Raw genomic sequence first — 15,824 nt, 5'->3', positions numbered from 1 at the left:
TGTTTTCAGCCTGCCACAAAATATGGCGGCGGTAGCAAGCCCGGCTGCATTACTGATTGGTTGGGCGATTACCGGTGCGGGTATCCTTTTGCTCGCCTTTGCCATGCTGATTCTGACGCGTATCCGTCCTGAACTGGATGGCGGTATATTTACCTATGCACGTGAAGGTTTCGGTGAGCTGATTGGCTTTTGCTCCGCGTGGGGATACTGGCTGTGTGCTGTTATCGCTAACGTTTCGTATCTGGTGATTGTTTTCTCTGCGCTCAGCTTCTTTACCGACACGCCGGAGTTACGTCTGTTTGGCGACGGTAATACCTGGCAGTCGATTGTTGGCGCATCGGTGCTGTTGTGGGTGGTCCATTTTCTGGTGCTGCGTGGTGTGCAAACGGCAGCCAGTATTAACCTGGTGGCGACGCTGGCGAAATTACTGCCGCTTGGTCTGTTTATCGTGCTGGCGTTTATGCTGTTTAAGCTCGACACCTTTACCCTCGATTTTACCGGCGTAGCGTTGGGCGTTCCCGTCTGGGAGCAGGTAAAAAACACCATGCTCATCACCCTGTGGGTTTTCATCGGTGTGGAAGGTGCGGTGGTGGTTTCAGCTCGTGCCAGAAACAAACGCGATGTCGGACGCGCTACGCTGCTGGCGGTACTCGCCGCGCTGGGCGTTTATCTGCTTGTCACCCTGCTGTCTCTGGGCGTTGTCGCGCGTCCTGAACTGGCGGAGATCCGCAACCCGTCAATGGCCGGTCTGATGGTGAAAATGATGGGGCCATGGGGTGAAATTATTATTGCCGCAGGCCTGATTGTCTCCGTGTGCGGTGCTTATTTAAGCTGGACGATTATGGCGGCGGAAGTGCCGTTCCTCGCCTCCACGCACAAAGCGTTTCCACGCATTTTTGCGCGGCAGAACGCGCAAGGCGCGCCATCGGCGTCGCTGTGGCTGACCAATATCTGCGTACAAATTTGCCTGGTGCTGATCTGGCTCACAGGTTCCGACTACAATACGTTATTAACCATCGCCTCAGAAATGATTCTGGTGCCCTATTTACTGGTCGGCGCATTTCTGCTGAAAATTGCCACTCGTCCAATTCATAAGGCTGTCGGTATCGGAGCGAGTATTTATGGCATATGGTTATTGTATGCGTCAGGTCCGATGCACCTGCTGCTGTCTGTGGTGCTGTATGCGCCAGGGCTGCTGGTTTTCCTTTATGCCCGTAAAACACACGCGCATGAAAACGTATTAAAACGCCAGGAAATGGCGCTGATCGGCCTGCTGCTTGTTGCTGCTGTTCCGGCGACCTGGATGTTGATGGGGTAACATTGTCCCCATCGTTCGCGACACATGGAGATTACGATGGGTAAAAAACCCCCTTTGCCAATTCTTATCACCGGAGGAGGTCGACGTATCGGCCTCGCCGTCGCATGGCACTTTATTAATCAAAAACAGCCAGTTATCGTTAGCTACCGCACGCATTATCCGGCTATTGATGGCCTGCGAGATGCGGGCGTGCTGTGTATCCAGGCTGATTTTTCCACCGATGAAGGCGTACTGGCCTTTGCGGATGAGGTCAAAGCACAGACGGATGGCCTGCGCGGTATTGTGCATAATGCCAGTGCCTGGCTTGCAGAAAAGCCCGGTGCGCCGTTAACCGAAGTGCTGTCAACCATGATGCAGATTCACGTCAATACCCCCTACCTGCTCAACCACGCGCTGGAAGGATTGCTGCGCGGGCATGGACATGCGGCAAGCGATATTATCCATTTTACAGATTATGTTGTGGAGCGTGGCAGCGATAAGCACATCGCTTATGCAGCCAGCAAAGCGGCGCTGGACAATATGACCCGTTCGTTTGCGCGCAAACTGGCACCGGAAGTAAAAGTGAACGCGATCGCCCCCTCGCTAATCCTGTTTAACGAGGGTGACGATGCAGAGTATCGTCAGCAGGCATTGAACAAATCACTGATGAAAACAGCGCCGGGTGAAAAAGAGGTCATTGATTTAATTGACTATCTGTTTACCAGCTGTTTTGTCACCGGGCGTAGTTTTGCCCTTGATGGCGGGCGTCATCTGCGTTAGTGCAATTTAATCCAACAAAAAATAAGCAACCATGCGCTCAGGCCCCAGCACACCACTGAACCGCCGAGCGCAACGGGTAAGCGCATAAATCCGGTGAAATACCACAGCGAAACGAGGTAGACAAAATAGGGAATAATCGACCACATGCTGAAGACAATGGTTGTACGCAACGCTTCGATCCCACGTTCACTGGCCACGATATAGTGGGCAATCAACGCAAAGGTCGGGAACAACGGAATTAATCCGGCAATATAGTAGTTCTTTGTTTTCGCCAGCACACCAATTAACACCACCACCAGCGCACCGAGCGCCGCTTTTATAACGAGTCCCATCACCCTGCCTTAACACATCAATAACATCAGCCTCTAGCATAACGGAAGCGTTCTTGTTTAGAAAAGATTAATGGAAGGAAAAACCGGGGCGGTGTATGTTGGCGTTTTATATTCAAAATGAATGATATGAACACCATCGTATTTGTTGAAGATGATCCCGAAGTTGGCTCGCTGATTGCAGCCTATCTGGCCCGGCATGATATTGAGGTTATCGTTGAGCCTCGAGGTGATTTGGCCGAGGAGAAAATCCTGCAAGTTCAACCCGATTTGGTGTTATTAGATATCATGCTGCCGGGCAAAGATGGGATGACTATCTGCCGCGATTTGCGCGGACGCTGGCAGGGTCCAATTGTCCTGCTCACCTCGCTGGACAGCGATATGAACCATATCCTGGCGCTGGAAATGGGTGCCTGTGACTATATTCTGAAGACAACGCCGCCAGCAGTGCTGCTTGCTCGCCTGCGTCTGCATCTGCGCCAGAATGAACATTCAGTCCAGTCTAAAGGCATTCAGGCGGCAACCATCACGCCGCACACGACGCTGCGCTTTGGCACACTCACTATCGACCCAACCAATCGTTCCGTGCTGCTCGGCGGCGAGCAAGTCTCTCTTTCCACCGCAGATTTTGAATTACTGTGGGAGCTGGCAACCCATGCCGGGCAAATTATGGACCGCGATGCGCTGCTGAAGAACCTGCGCGGCGTAAGTTATGACGGCATGGATCGCAGCGTTGATGTCGCGATTTCCCGGTTACGCAAAAAACTGCTCGATAACGCGACTGAGCCCTATCGAATCAAAACGGTGCGCAACAAAGGTTATCTGTTCGCACCGCACGCCTGGGACGATGAGCCTCAAATGTAATCCCTCCGGGCCGACCATTATACGTTACACCGTCACTTTTAAAATCATCCAGATTTGGGTGATGAAGATGGTGAGTATCATCACCGCGAATTAGTCAGCCCTCAAGTAAGATCCAAGCCTTCCCTTTCACGGAAGGCTTTCTTTTGTGTCAACTAAACGTCAGCCCGTCGTATTTTTTCCAACGGTAATTTACTGCAGAAATAATCCAGCAGCCGATAAAGACGCCAATAATCGCAAACCCGACATTCCCCATATGGTCACTCAACTCGCTGACGGTATCCCACAACCCCCCCTGAAGCGAAAATGCGTCAGAGAGAAGCCCCAGCGCCTCCAGCCCGCCAATAAAAAACGCAACAATTACCGAGGTCCCGGTGATGGTCATATTGTAATAGAGCTTACGCTGCGGCTTATTGAATGCCCATCCGTAGGCCTCAACCATCAGGATACTGTCAAGGCAGTCAATCAGCGCCATGCCGCAGGTAAACAGCGCCGGGAACACGAGAATTGACCACACCGACATGCCACTGGACGCGCTTGAAGCAGAAATTCCGAGCAGAGAAATTTCAGTAGCGGTATCAAAACCCAGGCCAAACAAAAAGCCGACAAAATACATATGCCAGTCTTTGCCTACCAGCCGAAACGCCGAGCGGAAAAGCCAGTTCAGCGGGCCTGAAACTGTCATTTCCTCTGTGGTGCCATCGTAAGTACCGGTGCGTTTTAGATGACGAAAAGCCTTCCAGACATGACAGAAAATAACGAGATTAATGGTAGCCAGAATCAGCAGAAATACGGCAGAGACCGTGGTACCAATCAGACCGCCGACATTCTGAAACCATGCCATGTGTTGCTTAAACACGCTGGTGGTCAACGCAATGCCAATGCTTGCCAGTACCACAATGGTGGAATGCCCCAGGGAAAACCAGGCTCCCGTCGTCAGGGCGCGTTTTTTCTGCTGCATGAGTTTACGCGTAGCGCTATCTATCGCGGCGATATGATCGGCATCAACAGCATGGCGCAAACCATAGCACCATGCGATCAGACTAAGCGCCAGTAACGACGTGTTGTTGCTAAACGCGGTGAAAGCCCACAGCCACGCCACGATGTTTGCCCCGATGAGTAAGACCATCAACAAAATAATGTTCGGGCGTTTTTTTAATAATAAAAACAATGCGTTCATTGCTCACAGCCTGTCAAATTTTCGCTAAACAACACACCACACCGCCGTTCAATGATTGATCAATAAACATTTACCAGGCTAATGATAACTCTAAAGAATTACCAGCCCAGTGTCGTAGATCAAAATTGATTACCCCCAAAAGCGAGTTCCGCGCTCGCTAACTCTGCGATGCGCAGGGGTATCGTGGCACAGTCTCCTTCTTGCAGAAACCAGGCAGACGACAACCCACACCAGGCAATAATCCACATCAGCAAACGCTGCCGTTCAATCCTCGCGATTTCAGACACAATATTTACCCGTTGTGCGAATATTTCTGGCTCAATGGCGACAGGTTTGGTGGGGTCGGCAAGATCGGGATTAGTAAAAATATTGGCGTAATCAAAGCCACGCTCGCCCACCAGCCCTTTAGGATCGATAGCCAGCCATCCTTTCGTTCCGAAATCAAGAATATTGCCGTGGTGTAAGTCACCGTGCAATACGACTTCATTCTGGGGAGAGGAGAGCAATACGTTTGCCACCTCTGCACAATGCGTCAGGATGCCACCATGCTTTTTCGCGGCAGGAGCCAGACAGCGAAACCAATAAAGCAGCGGTGTTAACGCAGGCGTTGACGCATTCCGGGGGAGATGGAGTCGACTGGCTGCATGGCAAATAATGCGACAGGCCTGCGCATCATTGCCGGACCAGGACATGTCCGCTAAAGACCCCGCCCCTGTTGCTCGTTCTAACAGAATCGCCCCTGCTGCATGAGCAAGCACTTTTGCAGCACCATTCCCGTTCCACCAGACCATTAGTTCGCAGCCGTTCCGTTCACTGTCATCGTCGGTGAGTTTGAGTATGGCTTTCTGACCATCTTTGGTCACCACGGGCAAAAGCTGTGATGTGTGCGTCTCAAGCGGTTGGCCATCAGGAGTAAGTCCCCAACGGCTGAGCCAGGTGTTGAACAGACTATTTTCCAAACATTATCCTCATTTTTCGCCGGAAATGACCCTCGACAGGGACGGTGTAGACATTATTCCTGCTTTCTGCTGGTTGGGCCACAACGACCCACGCCCACCATCACCGGCTTATCGTGTAGAGCACTAAAGGGCACACCCTTGCGTATCGGTGTGCCATGCTGACTGTGTTTTTTCAATAGAGGAAGACACGATGATCACGTTATGCAAAGCCTGTGGAACATCCTATGAGGTGGCAGACGCCCTTCCTGAACATTGCGATATCTGCCAGGACGAACGTCAGTATGTCCCCGCAACCGGGCAGGAATGGGTCGATTTTGCCGCACTTTGTGCTTCGCACACAAATAAGTGGCGGCAGCATGACAGCGACCTCCTCAGCATCCGCACCGTTCCTGGTTTTGCAATTGATCAACGGGCGTTTATTCTGCGTACTCCGGAAGGCAATATTTTATGGGACTGCATTGCCACGCTCGACGACGCCACAAAAATGCTAATAACGTCCCTGGGCGGGCTTAAGGCCATCGCGATTTCGCATCCTCATTACTACACCACCATGCAAGACTGGGCTGACGAATTTAACGCTCCCATTTATCTCCATACCAACGACCGCAAGTGGGTAATGCGCGACAGCCCATGGATTAAATTTTGGGATGGCGACACCCTGGAACTGACACGCGACGTCAGTGTGATACGCCTCGGCGGACACTTTGCTGGCGGCTGCGTTCTGCACTGGGCGCGAGATGAAGGCGTGGTGCTTTCCGGCGATATCGTTCAGGTCACCCCTGGGGCGCATGCCGTCTCCTTTATGTGGAGCTACCCCAATATGTTGCCATTGCCAGCCGCAACGGTCAGCGACATTACCCACCGCCTGAGTACGGTGAAATTTAAGCAACTCTATGGCGCGTTTGAAGGGAAAGACATAACGAAAAATGCCGATGACATCGTGCAGCGCTCAGGTGAAAAGTACGTTTCCTGTCTCAAGTAAGCAGGCTGCCTGTCACTGACGTTCACCAGGATGAAAAGGGATAGAAATGATAGGCCGCTCCGATGACAGACACATTCACTATCACACTGATAATAAAGTAGGTTTTGAATGGCTGTTTTTGTGTTTTATGGCGAAAGAGTTGTTGAGCGGCTATCGCGCCACCCCACCCGCCAACAACGCCAAACAGCAGCAAAGTGGACTCCGGCACTCGGCGCCAGGCCCTGCGCGCTGCCATTTTATCCGCACCGTACATTGCCAACGTCAGTATGTTGGCGAGCAAAAACCATATAACAAAGGGATGCGAGGTGAAAATGCAGCCTAACGCTGCGAAAATGAGTAGTAAATAACAACAGCGATTGAAATTCATATTTTTATATCACAGCAATTTTGAGAGTATCGGTGAGCATTATATTATGTATTCGGTGATTTTTTATGAAGAAGCTGTTTGTACAGTTTTATCTCCTGCTGTTTGTCTGCTTTCTGGTGATGACCCTGCTGGTCGGCCTGGTCTATAAATTCACCGCAGAGCGCGCAGGCAGACAATCGCTCGACGATTTAATGAAAAGCTCGTTATACCTGATGCGCAGCGAGCTTCGCGAGATCCCGCCACGTGACTGGGGTAAAACGCTGAAGGAGATGGATTTGAACCTCTCCTTTGACCTGCGCGTTGAACCGCTAAATAAGTACACGCTGGACGTTCAAACAATGCAACGTTTGCGCGAAGGCGATATCGTGGCGCTTGACGATCAGTACACATTTATTCAACGGATCCCACGCAGCCATTACGTGCTGGCCGTCGGCCCGCTTCCCTATCTCTATTTTCTCCATCAAATGCGTTTGCTGGACATCGCGTTGATGGCGTTTATTGCCATCTCGCTGGCCTTTCCGGTACTTATCTGGATGCGTCCGCACTGGCAGGAAATGCTGCGACTGGAAGCTGCTGCACAGCGTTTTGGGGAAGGACATCTGGGCGAACGCCTCCATTTTGACAGCGGTTCCAGCTTTGAGCGATTGGGTATCGCGTTTAACCAGATGGCAGACAATATCAATGCGCTAATCGCCAGTAAGAAACAACTTATCGATGGCATTGCCCATGAGCTTCGTACCCCACTGGTACGCTTACGTTACCGGCTGGAAATGAGTGATAACCTCACCGCGCAGGAATCCCAGGCGCTGAATCGCGATATTGGCCAACTGGAAGGGTTAATCGAAGAATTACTGACCTATGCCCGGCTGGACCGCCCGCAAAATGAACTGAAGCTCAGCGTACCGGATCTGGCCGTTTGGCTGACAACCCATCTGGAGGATGTGCAAAGCGTAAACCCTGAGCGTGCGGTGCGCTTACGCCATCTTAATATTGGCGACTACGGCGCGCTGGATATGCGCCTGATGGAGCGCGTACTGGATAATCTACTGAATAACGCCCTGCGCTATTGCCAGTCTACGGTGCAAGCGAGCCTGTTATTGAATGGCAATCAGGCAACGCTGGTTGTGGAGGATGACGGTCCCGGTATTGCTCCAGACGCCCGCGAACAGGTTTTTGAACCGTTTGTACGCCTTGACCCCAGCCGTGACCGGGCGACCGGTGGTTGCGGGCTTGGGCTAGCCATTGTTCACTCGATCGCATTGGCTATGGGCGGTACGGTCGTCTGTGATGAAAGTGAACTCGGCGGCGCCCGCTTTTGTTTCAGTTGGCCCGTCTGGCATAACATTCCTGAAATTTCAGCTGCCTGACCCATTCGGCTCGGTGGTCAAATGGTGGAGGTTGTGCTATAAAAAAGTATGTTGTAACTAAAATGGTAAATCTATGGCCCGTTACGATCTCGTCGACCGCCTGAACGGCACCTTCCGCCAGATGGAGCAAGAGCTGGCGCTTCTGAACGACAATCTTTTGCAGCAGACGCTGCTGATTGCGCGCGTCTTCTCGTTACCGGAAGTGGCCAAAGAGGCAGAGCATGCCCCACTGCAGAACATTGATGTTAAGCAACATTTAGGTAAAGAGGCTGAAACGCTGGCGCTACGCCACTATCGTCATCTGTTTATCCAGCAACAGTCCGAGAATCGTAGCAGCAAAGCGGCCGTCCGCCTGCCAGGCGTACTGTGTTATCAGGTAGATAACGCAGCTCAGCGCGCTCTGGAAGAGCAAATACAGCGTATTAACCAGCTAAAAACCACCTTCGAGCGCATTGTCACGGTGGAATCAGGGCTGGCACCGGCAGCGCGTTTTGAATGGGTGCATCGCCACCTGCCGGGACTGATTACGCTGAATGCCTATCGTACGCTCACCCTTGTCAGAGAGCCTGCCACCCTGCGATTTGGCTGGGCCAACAAACACATTATTAAAAATCTGAAACGCGATGAAGTACTACAGCAACTGGAAAAAAGCCTGACGTCGCCGCGCAGCGTACATCCCTGGACGCGGGAAGAGTGGCAGGCGAAGCTTGAACGGGAATATCAGGATGTCGCCGCTCTGGGCCAGCAGGCGCGCCTGAAGATTAAACGGCCGGTAAAAGTGCAGCCCATCGCCCGCGTCTGGTACAAAGGAGAACAAAAGCAGGTGCAATATGCCTGCCCGACGCCCTTGATCGCGTTGCTCAACAATGAAAACGGCATGACCGTACCAGATATCGGCGAGTTACTGAATTATGATGCCGACAATGTTCAGCATCGTTTTAAACCTCAGGCGCAGCCGTTGAGATTGATTATTCCCCGGCTGCACCTGTACGTTGCGGATTAACTGCCTGGCCGCATACTGCCAACCATCAGTTCCGGGCGTACCCAGCTGTCAAACTCCGCTTCGGTTAGATACCCCAGCGCCAGGGCGGAGGCTTTTAACGTCAGCCCCTCTTTGTGCGCCTTTTTGGCAATTTCAGCGGCTTTATCATAACCGATATGGGTATTGAGCGCGGTCACCAGCATTAGCGACTCGTTGAGCAGTTGATCGATTCGTTCACGATTAGGCTCGATTCCTGTCGCGCAGTGCTCGTTAAAGCTTTCCATACCGTCAGCCAGCAGACGCACCGACTGCAGGAAATTGTGGATGACCATCGGACGGTAAACGTTGAGCTCAAAATTACCTGACGCTCCGCCCATGTTGATGGCGACATCGTTGCCCATTACCTGACAGCAAAGCATGGTCAGCGCTTCACACTGGGTAGGATTGACCTTACCCGGCATAATGGAGCTGCCCGGTTCATTTTCTGGAATCGAAATTTCGCCAATCCCGCAACGCGGACCGGATGCCAGCCAGCGCACATCGTTGGCGATTTTCATCAGCGATGCCGCCAGCCCTTTTAGCGCGCCGTGGGCGTGAACCAGTGCATCGCAGGTGGCTAGCGCTTCAAATTTATTCGGTGCGGTAACGAACGGCGCACAGGTAATGTCCCGCAATTCATCCGCGACCCGACGGGCATATTCCGGATGCGTGTTCAGTCCGGTCCCTACCGCGGTTCCCCCCAGCGCCAGTTCCGCCACGTGGGGTAAGCTGTTTTCAATGTGTCTGAGGTTATGTTCAAGCATTGCCACCCAGCCGGAAATCTCCTGGCCAAGCGTAAGCGGGGTTGCATCTTGCAGATGTGTACGACCAATTTTGACGATATCCGCAAAAGCGTGTGATTTATCACTGAGCGTTTTGGTTAAGACATTTAACTGCGGGATCAGTGAGTTACGCAGCGCCAGCAGAGCGGCAACGTGCATTGCGGTCGGGAACACATCATTCGAGCTTTGGCTTTTATTGACATCATCGTTGGGGTGAACTTTCCGTTCCATCCCCCGCACGCCGCCCAGCAACTCGCTGGCCCGGTTTGCCAGCACCTCGTTCATGTTCATATTGCTTTGTGTTCCTGACCCGGTTTGCCAGATGGCCAGCGGAAACTCATCGCGGTGTTTATCCGCCAACACCTCATCTGCGGCCTGCATAATAGCCCTGGCTTTATCCTCCGCCAGCAGCCCGAGATCCTGGTTAACCTTTGCTGCAGCGCGTTTCGTCAGCGCCAGCGCATGGATCAGCGAGACCGGCATTTTCTCCGTAGAGATACGAAAATGCTCCAGCGAACGTTGGGTTTGCGCGCCCCAAAGCTTATCGGCTGGAACATCAATCGCCCCCATTGAATCATTCTCGCGGCGTACCGTTACCATTACCTGCTCCTTACATTAACAATTGATTAGGTTATGTTTCGACATTGCCCATTTGCATTGGTCTTATGAGTATTAACGAGGATTAATCTGTCGTTTGGTGGTTCGTGCGGTAAAAAAAAACCGCCCCGAAGGGCGGCTGACGTTACTTAACGCAGCGTGCGCACTGCGACGTCTGAATCTGCTTGAAGAAATCGTTGCCTTTGTCATCCACCAGGATAAACGCCGGGAAATCTTCCACTTCAATTTTCCAGATGGCTTCCATCCCCAGTTCAGGGTATTCCACACACTCCAGACTCTTGATACTGCCCTGGGCCAGCACCGCTGCGGGGCCGCCGATACTGCCTAAGTAGAAGCCGCCATGCTTATGACAGGCATCGGTCACCTGCTGGCTGCGGTTGCCTTTCGCCAGCATGATCATGCTGCCACCTGCGGACTGAAGCTGGTCAACATACGAATCCATACGCCCTGCCGTGGTTGGTCCAAGTGAACCAGAGGCATAACCTTCCGGCGTTTTTGCCGGGCCAGCGTAATAGATCGGATGATCTTTAACATACTGCGGCAAACTTTCACCGTTATCCAGACGTTCTTTCAGTTTCGCATGCGCAATATCACGGCCAACAATAATGGTACCGTTAAGCGACAGACGTGTAGAAACCGGGTACTGCGACAGCTGAGCCAGGATCTCTTTCATCGGACGATTGAGGTCAACGCGTACCGCTTCGCCTTCTCCCGCCTGGCGCAACTCTTCTGGTATATATTTGCCTGGATTATGCTCCAGTTTTTCGATCCAGATACCTTCACGGTTGATCTTAGCTTTGATATTTCGATCGGCTGAGCAAGAAACGCCCATACCAACCGGACACGACGCACCGTGACGCGGCAGGCGGATCACGCGGATATCATGAGCGAAATACTTCCCGCCGAACTGCGCGCCCAGCCCCAAATTCTGTGCCTCAATCAGCAGCTCTTTTTCCAGCTCCACATCGCGGAATGCCTGACCATGTTCGTTACCTTCGGTCGGCAGCTCATCGTAATATTTAGCCGACGCCAGTTTCACCGTTTTCAGCGTGGCTTCCGCTGAGGTTCCACCGATCACAAACGCAATGTGATACGGCGGGCAAGCCGCTGTTCCCAGCGTTCGCATCTTCTCAACCAGGTAATTTTTTAATTTGCCCGGCGTGAGCAGCGCTTTGGTCTCCTGGTACAGATAGGTTTTGTTCGCCGAACCACCGCCTTTGGCAATACACAGGAATTTGTATTCATCGCCATCGACGGTATACAAATCTATCTGTGCCGGCAGGTTGGTACCGGTGTTCACCTCTTTATACATATCCAGCGCGGCGTTTTGTGAATAGCGCAGGTTATCTTCGATGTAGGTGTTATACACACCGCGCGCCAGCGCAGCTTCATCACCGCCGCCGGTCCAGACGCGCTGACCTTTTTTACCCACGATAATCGCGGTGCCGGTGTCCTGACAGGTCGGCAAAATACCTTTTGCCGCAATATCAGAATTCCGCAGGAATTGCAGGGCCACATATTTGTCGTTTTCGCTGGCCTCCGGGTCACGCAGAATGTCGGCCACCTGCTGCTGATGCGCAGGACGCAGCATAAACGATGCATCATGGAAGGCCTGACGAGCCAGCAGCGTTAAGGCTTGCGGCGCGACTTTAACAATCTCCTGCCCTTCAAATTCGGCAACGGAGACATGGTCGCTGGTCAGCAGATAGTATTCGGTATCATCCTTTTTGAGGGGGAAAGGATGCTGATAATGAAAGGGTTTGTTTGACATTGTGCTCTCACTTACTGCTCGGTCTGGTTATTCTCTGGGCAGATGTTCCATTGCCCTGCTTCCCTGCCGCAGGTCGGGTTGTAGAAGGAAAGGCTTTCTGCAACCGGAATTACTCAGGGTATTAAAAGCGAGTCACCATATCCTACACAATTTTTTAACAAAAACTGAGACAAGTACGACTTTTTACATGTGCAGGTTACTTCGCTCAGGGTTTCTTGGTTTAATAGCCGTAGAAAATTCCACATTGAAACAGGGCTTGAGAATGCAAAAACTCATCAACTCAGTGCAGAACTACGCCTGGGGAAGTAAAACTGCGTTAACGGAACTTTATGGGATTGCCAACCCCACTCAGCAACCGATGGCTGAGCTGTGGATGGGCGCGCATCCGAAAAGCAGTTCGCAGGTTCTGAACGCTGACGGCCAGACGGTCGCTCTGCGTGATGTCATCGAACACGATAAATCCGCACTGTTAGGCGATGCCGTTGCGAAACGCTTTGGTGAACTGCCTTTCCTGTTTAAAGTGCTGTGCGCCGCGCAACCTCTTTCGATTCAGGTTCATCCTAACAAGCACAACTCTGAAATCGGATTTGCCAAAGAAAACGCGGCGGGGATCCCGATGGATGCCGCCGAGCGCAATTACAAAGATCCTAACCACAAACCGGAACTGGTTTTTGCTTTGACACCGTTCCTGGCGATGAACGCATTCCGCGAGTTCTCTGACATTGTCGCATTGTTACAACCGGTTTCCGCCGCGCATCCGGCTATTGCGCATTTCCTGCAGGAACCGAGCGCGGAACGTCTGAGCTATCTTTTCGCCAGCTTGCTGAATATGCAGGATGAGGAGAAATCCCATGCGCTGGCGATCCTGAAATCGGCGCTGAACAGCCAGCAGGGTGAACCGTGGCAAACCATTCGCCTGATCGCCGATTTCTATCCGAATGACAGCGGGCTCTTCTCCCCGCTGCTGCTCAATGTGGTGAAACTCAATCCTGGCGAAGCGATGTTCTTATTTGCCGAAACCCCACACGCCTACCTGCAAGGTGTGGCGCTGGAGGTAATGGCTAACTCGGACAACGTGCTGCGCGCCGGACTGACGCCAAAATACATTGATATCCCGGAGCTGGTCGCCAACGTTAAGTTTGTCGCCAAGCCAGCCAATCAACTGCTGACCACGCCAGTTAAGACTGACAGCGAACTGGACTTCCCCATTCCGGTCGACGATTTCGCGTTCTCCTTGCATGAACTGACCGCCAATGGCGCAGATATCAACCAGCAAAGTGCGGCCATTTTGTTCTGCATCGAAGGTGAAGCCGTGCTGAGCAAGGGCGAGCAGCGTCTGGTGCTGCAGCCGGGTGAGTCGGCCTTTATTAGCGCGAATGAATCGCCGGTAAACGTCAGCGGCACGGGCCGTTTAGCTCGGGTTTATAACAAGCTGTAGCAAGATACTGATATTTTTAACAACTCTTGCTAAGCTGTAGTGAGTTAAAGACATGTCACTCCTCCAGGCGTCTTCAAACGCCTGGTTTTATTTTATGGATATCAAAATGAAAAAATCGCTGGTAGCTGCGGGTGTGGTGGTTGCACTGGGTATCGTCTGGACGGGCGGCGCCTGGTACACAGGAAAGAAACTCGAAACGCATCTCGCCGAGATGGTGACGCAGGCAAACGATCAGTTAAAACGCTACTCCCCGGAGGCGGGCATTGAACTGAGTTATCAAAACTACCAGCGCGGCGTGTTCAATAGCCAACTGCAGTTGGTGGTGAAACCTGTCGCCGGGCAGGCAGATTCCTGGCTGAAACCGGGACAAAGCATCGTCCTGAATGAAACCGTTGATCACGGTCCTTTCCCGCTGGCTCAGCTGAAATCACTGAATCTTGTTCCGGCAATGGCCTCCGTGAAAACGACGCTGGTCAATAACGACGTGACGAAACCGCTGTTTGATATTGCCAAAGGTGAGACGCCATTCATCATTAATTCCCGTATTGGCTACAGTGGGGATACCCGTTCCGATCTCTCCCTCAAACCGCTGAACTACGAGAAAGGCGACGAAAAAGTGGCCTTTAGTGGCGGGGAGTTCCAGTTTACGGCAGATAAGGATGGTAATGCGGTGTCGCTGACTGGCGAGGCGCAAAGTGGCCTGGTCAATGCCGTCAATGAGTATGATCAGAAAGTACAAGTTACTTTCAATAACCTGAAAACTGAAGGTTCCAGCAGTATCGCAAGCTTTGGTGAGCGCATCGGCGATCAGAAATTGTCCCTCGAAAAACTGTCGATTTCAGTCGAGGGCAAAGAGCTGGCGGTGCTGGAAGGCATGGGTATCGATGGCAAATCCGATCTGATTAACGATGGCAAAACCGTCAACAGCCAGTTGGATTACACCCTGAACAGCCTTAAATTGCAGGGCCAGGATATGGGGAGCGGTAAGCTGACGTTGAAAGTTGGCCAGATTGACGGTGAAGCACTGCACAAGTTCAGCCAGCAGTACAGCGCCCAAACCAAAGCGCTGATGGCGCAGATTGATGTGGTCCAAAATCCTGAGCTTTATCAGCAGAAAGTCACCGAAGCCTTCTTTAATGCGCTACCGATTTTGATGAAAGGCGAACCGGTTGTCACCATTGCTCCACTGAGCTGGAAGAATGCAAAAGGTGAAACCACATTTAATCTGTCACTGCTGCTAAAAGATCCGACAGCAAACACGGTGGAGCCGCAAACGCTGGCCCAGGAAGTGGATCGTTCCGTCAAATCGCTGGATGCGAAACTGACCATCCCTGTCGATATGGCGACTGAGTTCATGACGCAAATTGCCAAACTGGAAGGATATCAGCAGGAAGAAGCGGCTGGTCTGGCGAAGCAACAGGTTAATGGCCTGGCGGCGATGGGGCAGATGTTCCGCATTACGACTTTGCAGGACAACGTTATCGGCACCAGCCTGCAATACGCAAACGGCCAGGTGACGCTGAACGGACAAAAAATGCCGCTGGATGAGTTTGTTGGTATGTTCGGTATGCCTTCTCTTACACAGCCGGATACCCCTGCCATCCCGCAACAATAATCACTCGTCAGTGACATGCCCGATAACAGTGTTTATCGGGCTTTTTTATTTCGCCGCCACCAGGCGAGCGGAAAGCGTCAGATTGCGTGAATGACCTTCATCGTGGGCAATGCGTTGTAGCATACGTTCAGCAAGGGTGTATCCCATTTCACGCGCGGGCGAACAGGCCCAGGTAATCGGGATATCGTCCAACGCGTTTTCCGCCACATCAGCGAATCCGGCCAACGATATTTGCTGTTCGAAATAGCGATCGACACCAATTTCACCACTCTGACGTCCTGCTCTCATCAGGCCAAACCAGGCGCCTATGGCGATTATTTCGTTGTAGCACACCACCGCGCTGATCGTGGGATTGCGGCGTAACAGCGCCGTTACCTCTTCTGCGGCCTGCTTCTGGCTGGATGAGCACTCCAGCACCCAGTCGCTATGAAACGGTAAACCATATTTTAGTAACGTT

At 52.2% G+C, this 15,824-nt stretch carries 15 protein-coding genes; 8 read left to right on the top strand and 7 right to left on the bottom strand.

Translation table 11 applies throughout. The features are described from left to right. On the top strand, positions 1–1,318 hold a 1,318-nt coding region (locus FDW87_RS10905), incomplete at its 5' end, for an amino acid permease (RefSeq protein WP_137379769.1). A gap of 36 nt (positions 1,319–1,354) precedes the next feature. Continuing rightward, positions 1,355–2,077 (top strand): dihydromonapterin reductase, encoded by a 723-nt coding sequence (folM, locus tag FDW87_RS10900; RefSeq protein WP_137379736.1) that lies wholly within the window; start codon positions 1,355–1,357, stop codon positions 2,075–2,077. On the opposite strand, the gene FDW87_RS10895 is transcribed toward folM, so the two are convergent. After that, entirely contained in the window at positions 2,074–2,409 is a 336-nt protein-coding gene (locus FDW87_RS10895) for a GlpM family protein (RefSeq protein WP_016153026.1), read from the bottom strand. The genes folM and FDW87_RS10895 overlap by 4 nt on opposite strands. 117 nt (positions 2,410–2,526) lie before the next feature. Between FDW87_RS10895 and rstA the strand changes: the two genes are divergently transcribed. Beyond that, complete coding sequence (gene rstA, locus FDW87_RS10890) at positions 2,527–3,270, top strand: two-component system response regulator RstA (RefSeq protein WP_016153025.1); 744 nt, start codon at positions 2,527–2,529, stop codon at positions 3,268–3,270. A gap of 148 nt (positions 3,271–3,418) precedes the next feature. Here rstA and FDW87_RS10885 read toward each other — a convergent pair whose 3' ends face one another. Beyond that, positions 3,419–4,447, bottom strand: coding sequence for a HoxN/HupN/NixA family nickel/cobalt transporter (locus FDW87_RS10885; protein WP_137379735.1), 1,029 nt, complete (start codon positions 4,445–4,447; stop codon positions 3,419–3,421). A 119-nt stretch (positions 4,448–4,566) separates the two neighbouring features. Next, positions 4,567–5,406, bottom strand: a complete 840-nt coding sequence (locus FDW87_RS10880) for an aminoglycoside phosphotransferase family protein (protein ID WP_137367588.1) — start codon at positions 5,404–5,406, stop codon at positions 4,567–4,569. Between the two features lie 190 nt (positions 5,407–5,596). On the opposite strand from FDW87_RS10880, the gene FDW87_RS10875 reads away from it, so the two are divergent. Next, positions 5,597–6,388, top strand: a complete 792-nt coding sequence (locus tag FDW87_RS10875) for an MBL fold metallo-hydrolase (RefSeq protein WP_137379734.1) — start codon at positions 5,597–5,599, stop codon at positions 6,386–6,388. A 22-nt stretch (positions 6,389–6,410) separates the two neighbouring features. Here FDW87_RS10875 and FDW87_RS10870 read toward each other — a convergent pair whose 3' ends face one another. After that, positions 6,411–6,755, bottom strand: a complete 345-nt coding sequence (locus FDW87_RS10870; protein ID WP_072034061.1) for a DUF1294 domain-containing protein — start codon at positions 6,753–6,755, stop codon at positions 6,411–6,413. 65 nt (positions 6,756–6,820) lie between these two features. Between FDW87_RS10870 and rstB the strand changes: the two genes are divergently transcribed. Continuing rightward, entirely contained in the window at positions 6,821–8,122 is a 1,302-nt protein-coding gene (gene rstB, locus FDW87_RS10865; protein ID WP_016153020.1) for a two-component system sensor histidine kinase RstB, read from the top strand. A 73-nt stretch (positions 8,123–8,195) separates the two neighbouring features. Further along, positions 8,196–9,125: a DNA replication terminus site-binding protein gene (gene tus, locus FDW87_RS10860; RefSeq protein ID WP_019076745.1), complete on the top strand. Its 930-nt coding sequence runs from the start codon at positions 8,196–8,198 to the stop codon at positions 9,123–9,125. Here the strand turns inward: tus and fumC are convergent. Further along, entirely contained in the window at positions 9,122–10,525 is a 1,404-nt protein-coding gene (fumC, locus tag FDW87_RS10855) for a class II fumarate hydratase (protein ID WP_016153018.1), read from the bottom strand. The genes tus and fumC overlap by 4 nt on opposite strands. A 142-nt stretch (positions 10,526–10,667) precedes the next feature. Next, positions 10,668–12,314, bottom strand: coding sequence for a class I fumarate hydratase (fumB, locus tag FDW87_RS10850; protein WP_016153017.1), 1,647 nt, complete (start codon positions 12,312–12,314; stop codon positions 10,668–10,670). Positions 12,315–12,576: 262 nt separating this feature from the next. Between fumB and manA the strand changes: the two genes are divergently transcribed. Next, positions 12,577–13,752, top strand: coding sequence for a mannose-6-phosphate isomerase (manA, locus tag FDW87_RS10845; protein ID WP_101700684.1), 1,176 nt, complete (start codon positions 12,577–12,579; stop codon positions 13,750–13,752). A gap of 106 nt (positions 13,753–13,858) precedes the next feature. Then, entirely contained in the window at positions 13,859–15,367 is a 1,509-nt protein-coding gene (locus FDW87_RS10840) for a YdgA family protein (RefSeq protein ID WP_053389114.1), read from the top strand. A gap of 45 nt (positions 15,368–15,412) precedes the next feature. On the opposite strand, the gene FDW87_RS22320 is transcribed toward FDW87_RS10840, so the two are convergent. Beyond that, positions 15,413–15,824, bottom strand: a 412-nt coding sequence (locus FDW87_RS22320) for a substrate-binding domain-containing protein (protein ID WP_249932407.1), incomplete at its 5' end; no start/stop codon positions are given.

Source organism: Citrobacter sp. wls826, from assembly GCF_005281245.1.
Taxonomy (GTDB): Bacteria; Pseudomonadota; Gammaproteobacteria; order Enterobacterales; family Enterobacteriaceae; genus Citrobacter; species Citrobacter braakii.
Note: the sequence above shows the minus strand (reverse complement) of the source record. Positions and strands in the feature narration are given on the sequence as shown.

What these genes read in the sequence shown, in the direction of transcription:
- folM (WP_137379736.1), top strand. Translation starts at nt 1,355, where the DNA reads ATGGGTAAAAAACCCCCTTTGCCAATTCTTATCACCGGAGGAGGTCGA.
- FDW87_RS10895 (WP_016153026.1), bottom strand. Translation starts at nt 2,409, where the DNA reads ATGGGACTCGTTATAAAAGCGGCGCTCGGTGCGCTGGTGGTGGTGTTA.
- rstA (WP_016153025.1), top strand. Translation starts at nt 2,527, where the DNA reads ATGAATGATATGAACACCATCGTATTTGTTGAAGATGATCCCGAAGTT.
- FDW87_RS10885 (WP_137379735.1), bottom strand. Translation starts at nt 4,447, where the DNA reads ATGAACGCATTGTTTTTATTATTAAAAAAACGCCCGAACATTATTTTG.
- FDW87_RS10875 (WP_137379734.1), top strand. Translation starts at nt 5,597, where the DNA reads ATGATCACGTTATGCAAAGCCTGTGGAACATCCTATGAGGTGGCAGAC.
- FDW87_RS10870 (WP_072034061.1), bottom strand. Translation starts at nt 6,755, where the DNA reads ATGAATTTCAATCGCTGTTGTTATTTACTACTCATTTTCGCAGCGTTA.
- rstB (WP_016153020.1), top strand. Translation starts at nt 6,821, where the DNA reads ATGAAGAAGCTGTTTGTACAGTTTTATCTCCTGCTGTTTGTCTGCTTT.
- tus (WP_019076745.1), top strand. Translation starts at nt 8,196, where the DNA reads ATGGCCCGTTACGATCTCGTCGACCGCCTGAACGGCACCTTCCGCCAG.
- fumC (WP_016153018.1), bottom strand. Translation starts at nt 10,525, where the DNA reads ATGGTAACGGTACGCCGCGAGAATGATTCAATGGGGGCGATTGATGTT.
- fumB (WP_016153017.1), bottom strand. Translation starts at nt 12,314, where the DNA reads ATGTCAAACAAACCCTTTCATTATCAGCATCCTTTCCCCCTCAAAAAG.
- manA (WP_101700684.1), top strand. Translation starts at nt 12,577, where the DNA reads ATGCAAAAACTCATCAACTCAGTGCAGAACTACGCCTGGGGAAGTAAA.
- FDW87_RS10840 (WP_053389114.1), top strand. Translation starts at nt 13,859, where the DNA reads ATGAAAAAATCGCTGGTAGCTGCGGGTGTGGTGGTTGCACTGGGTATC.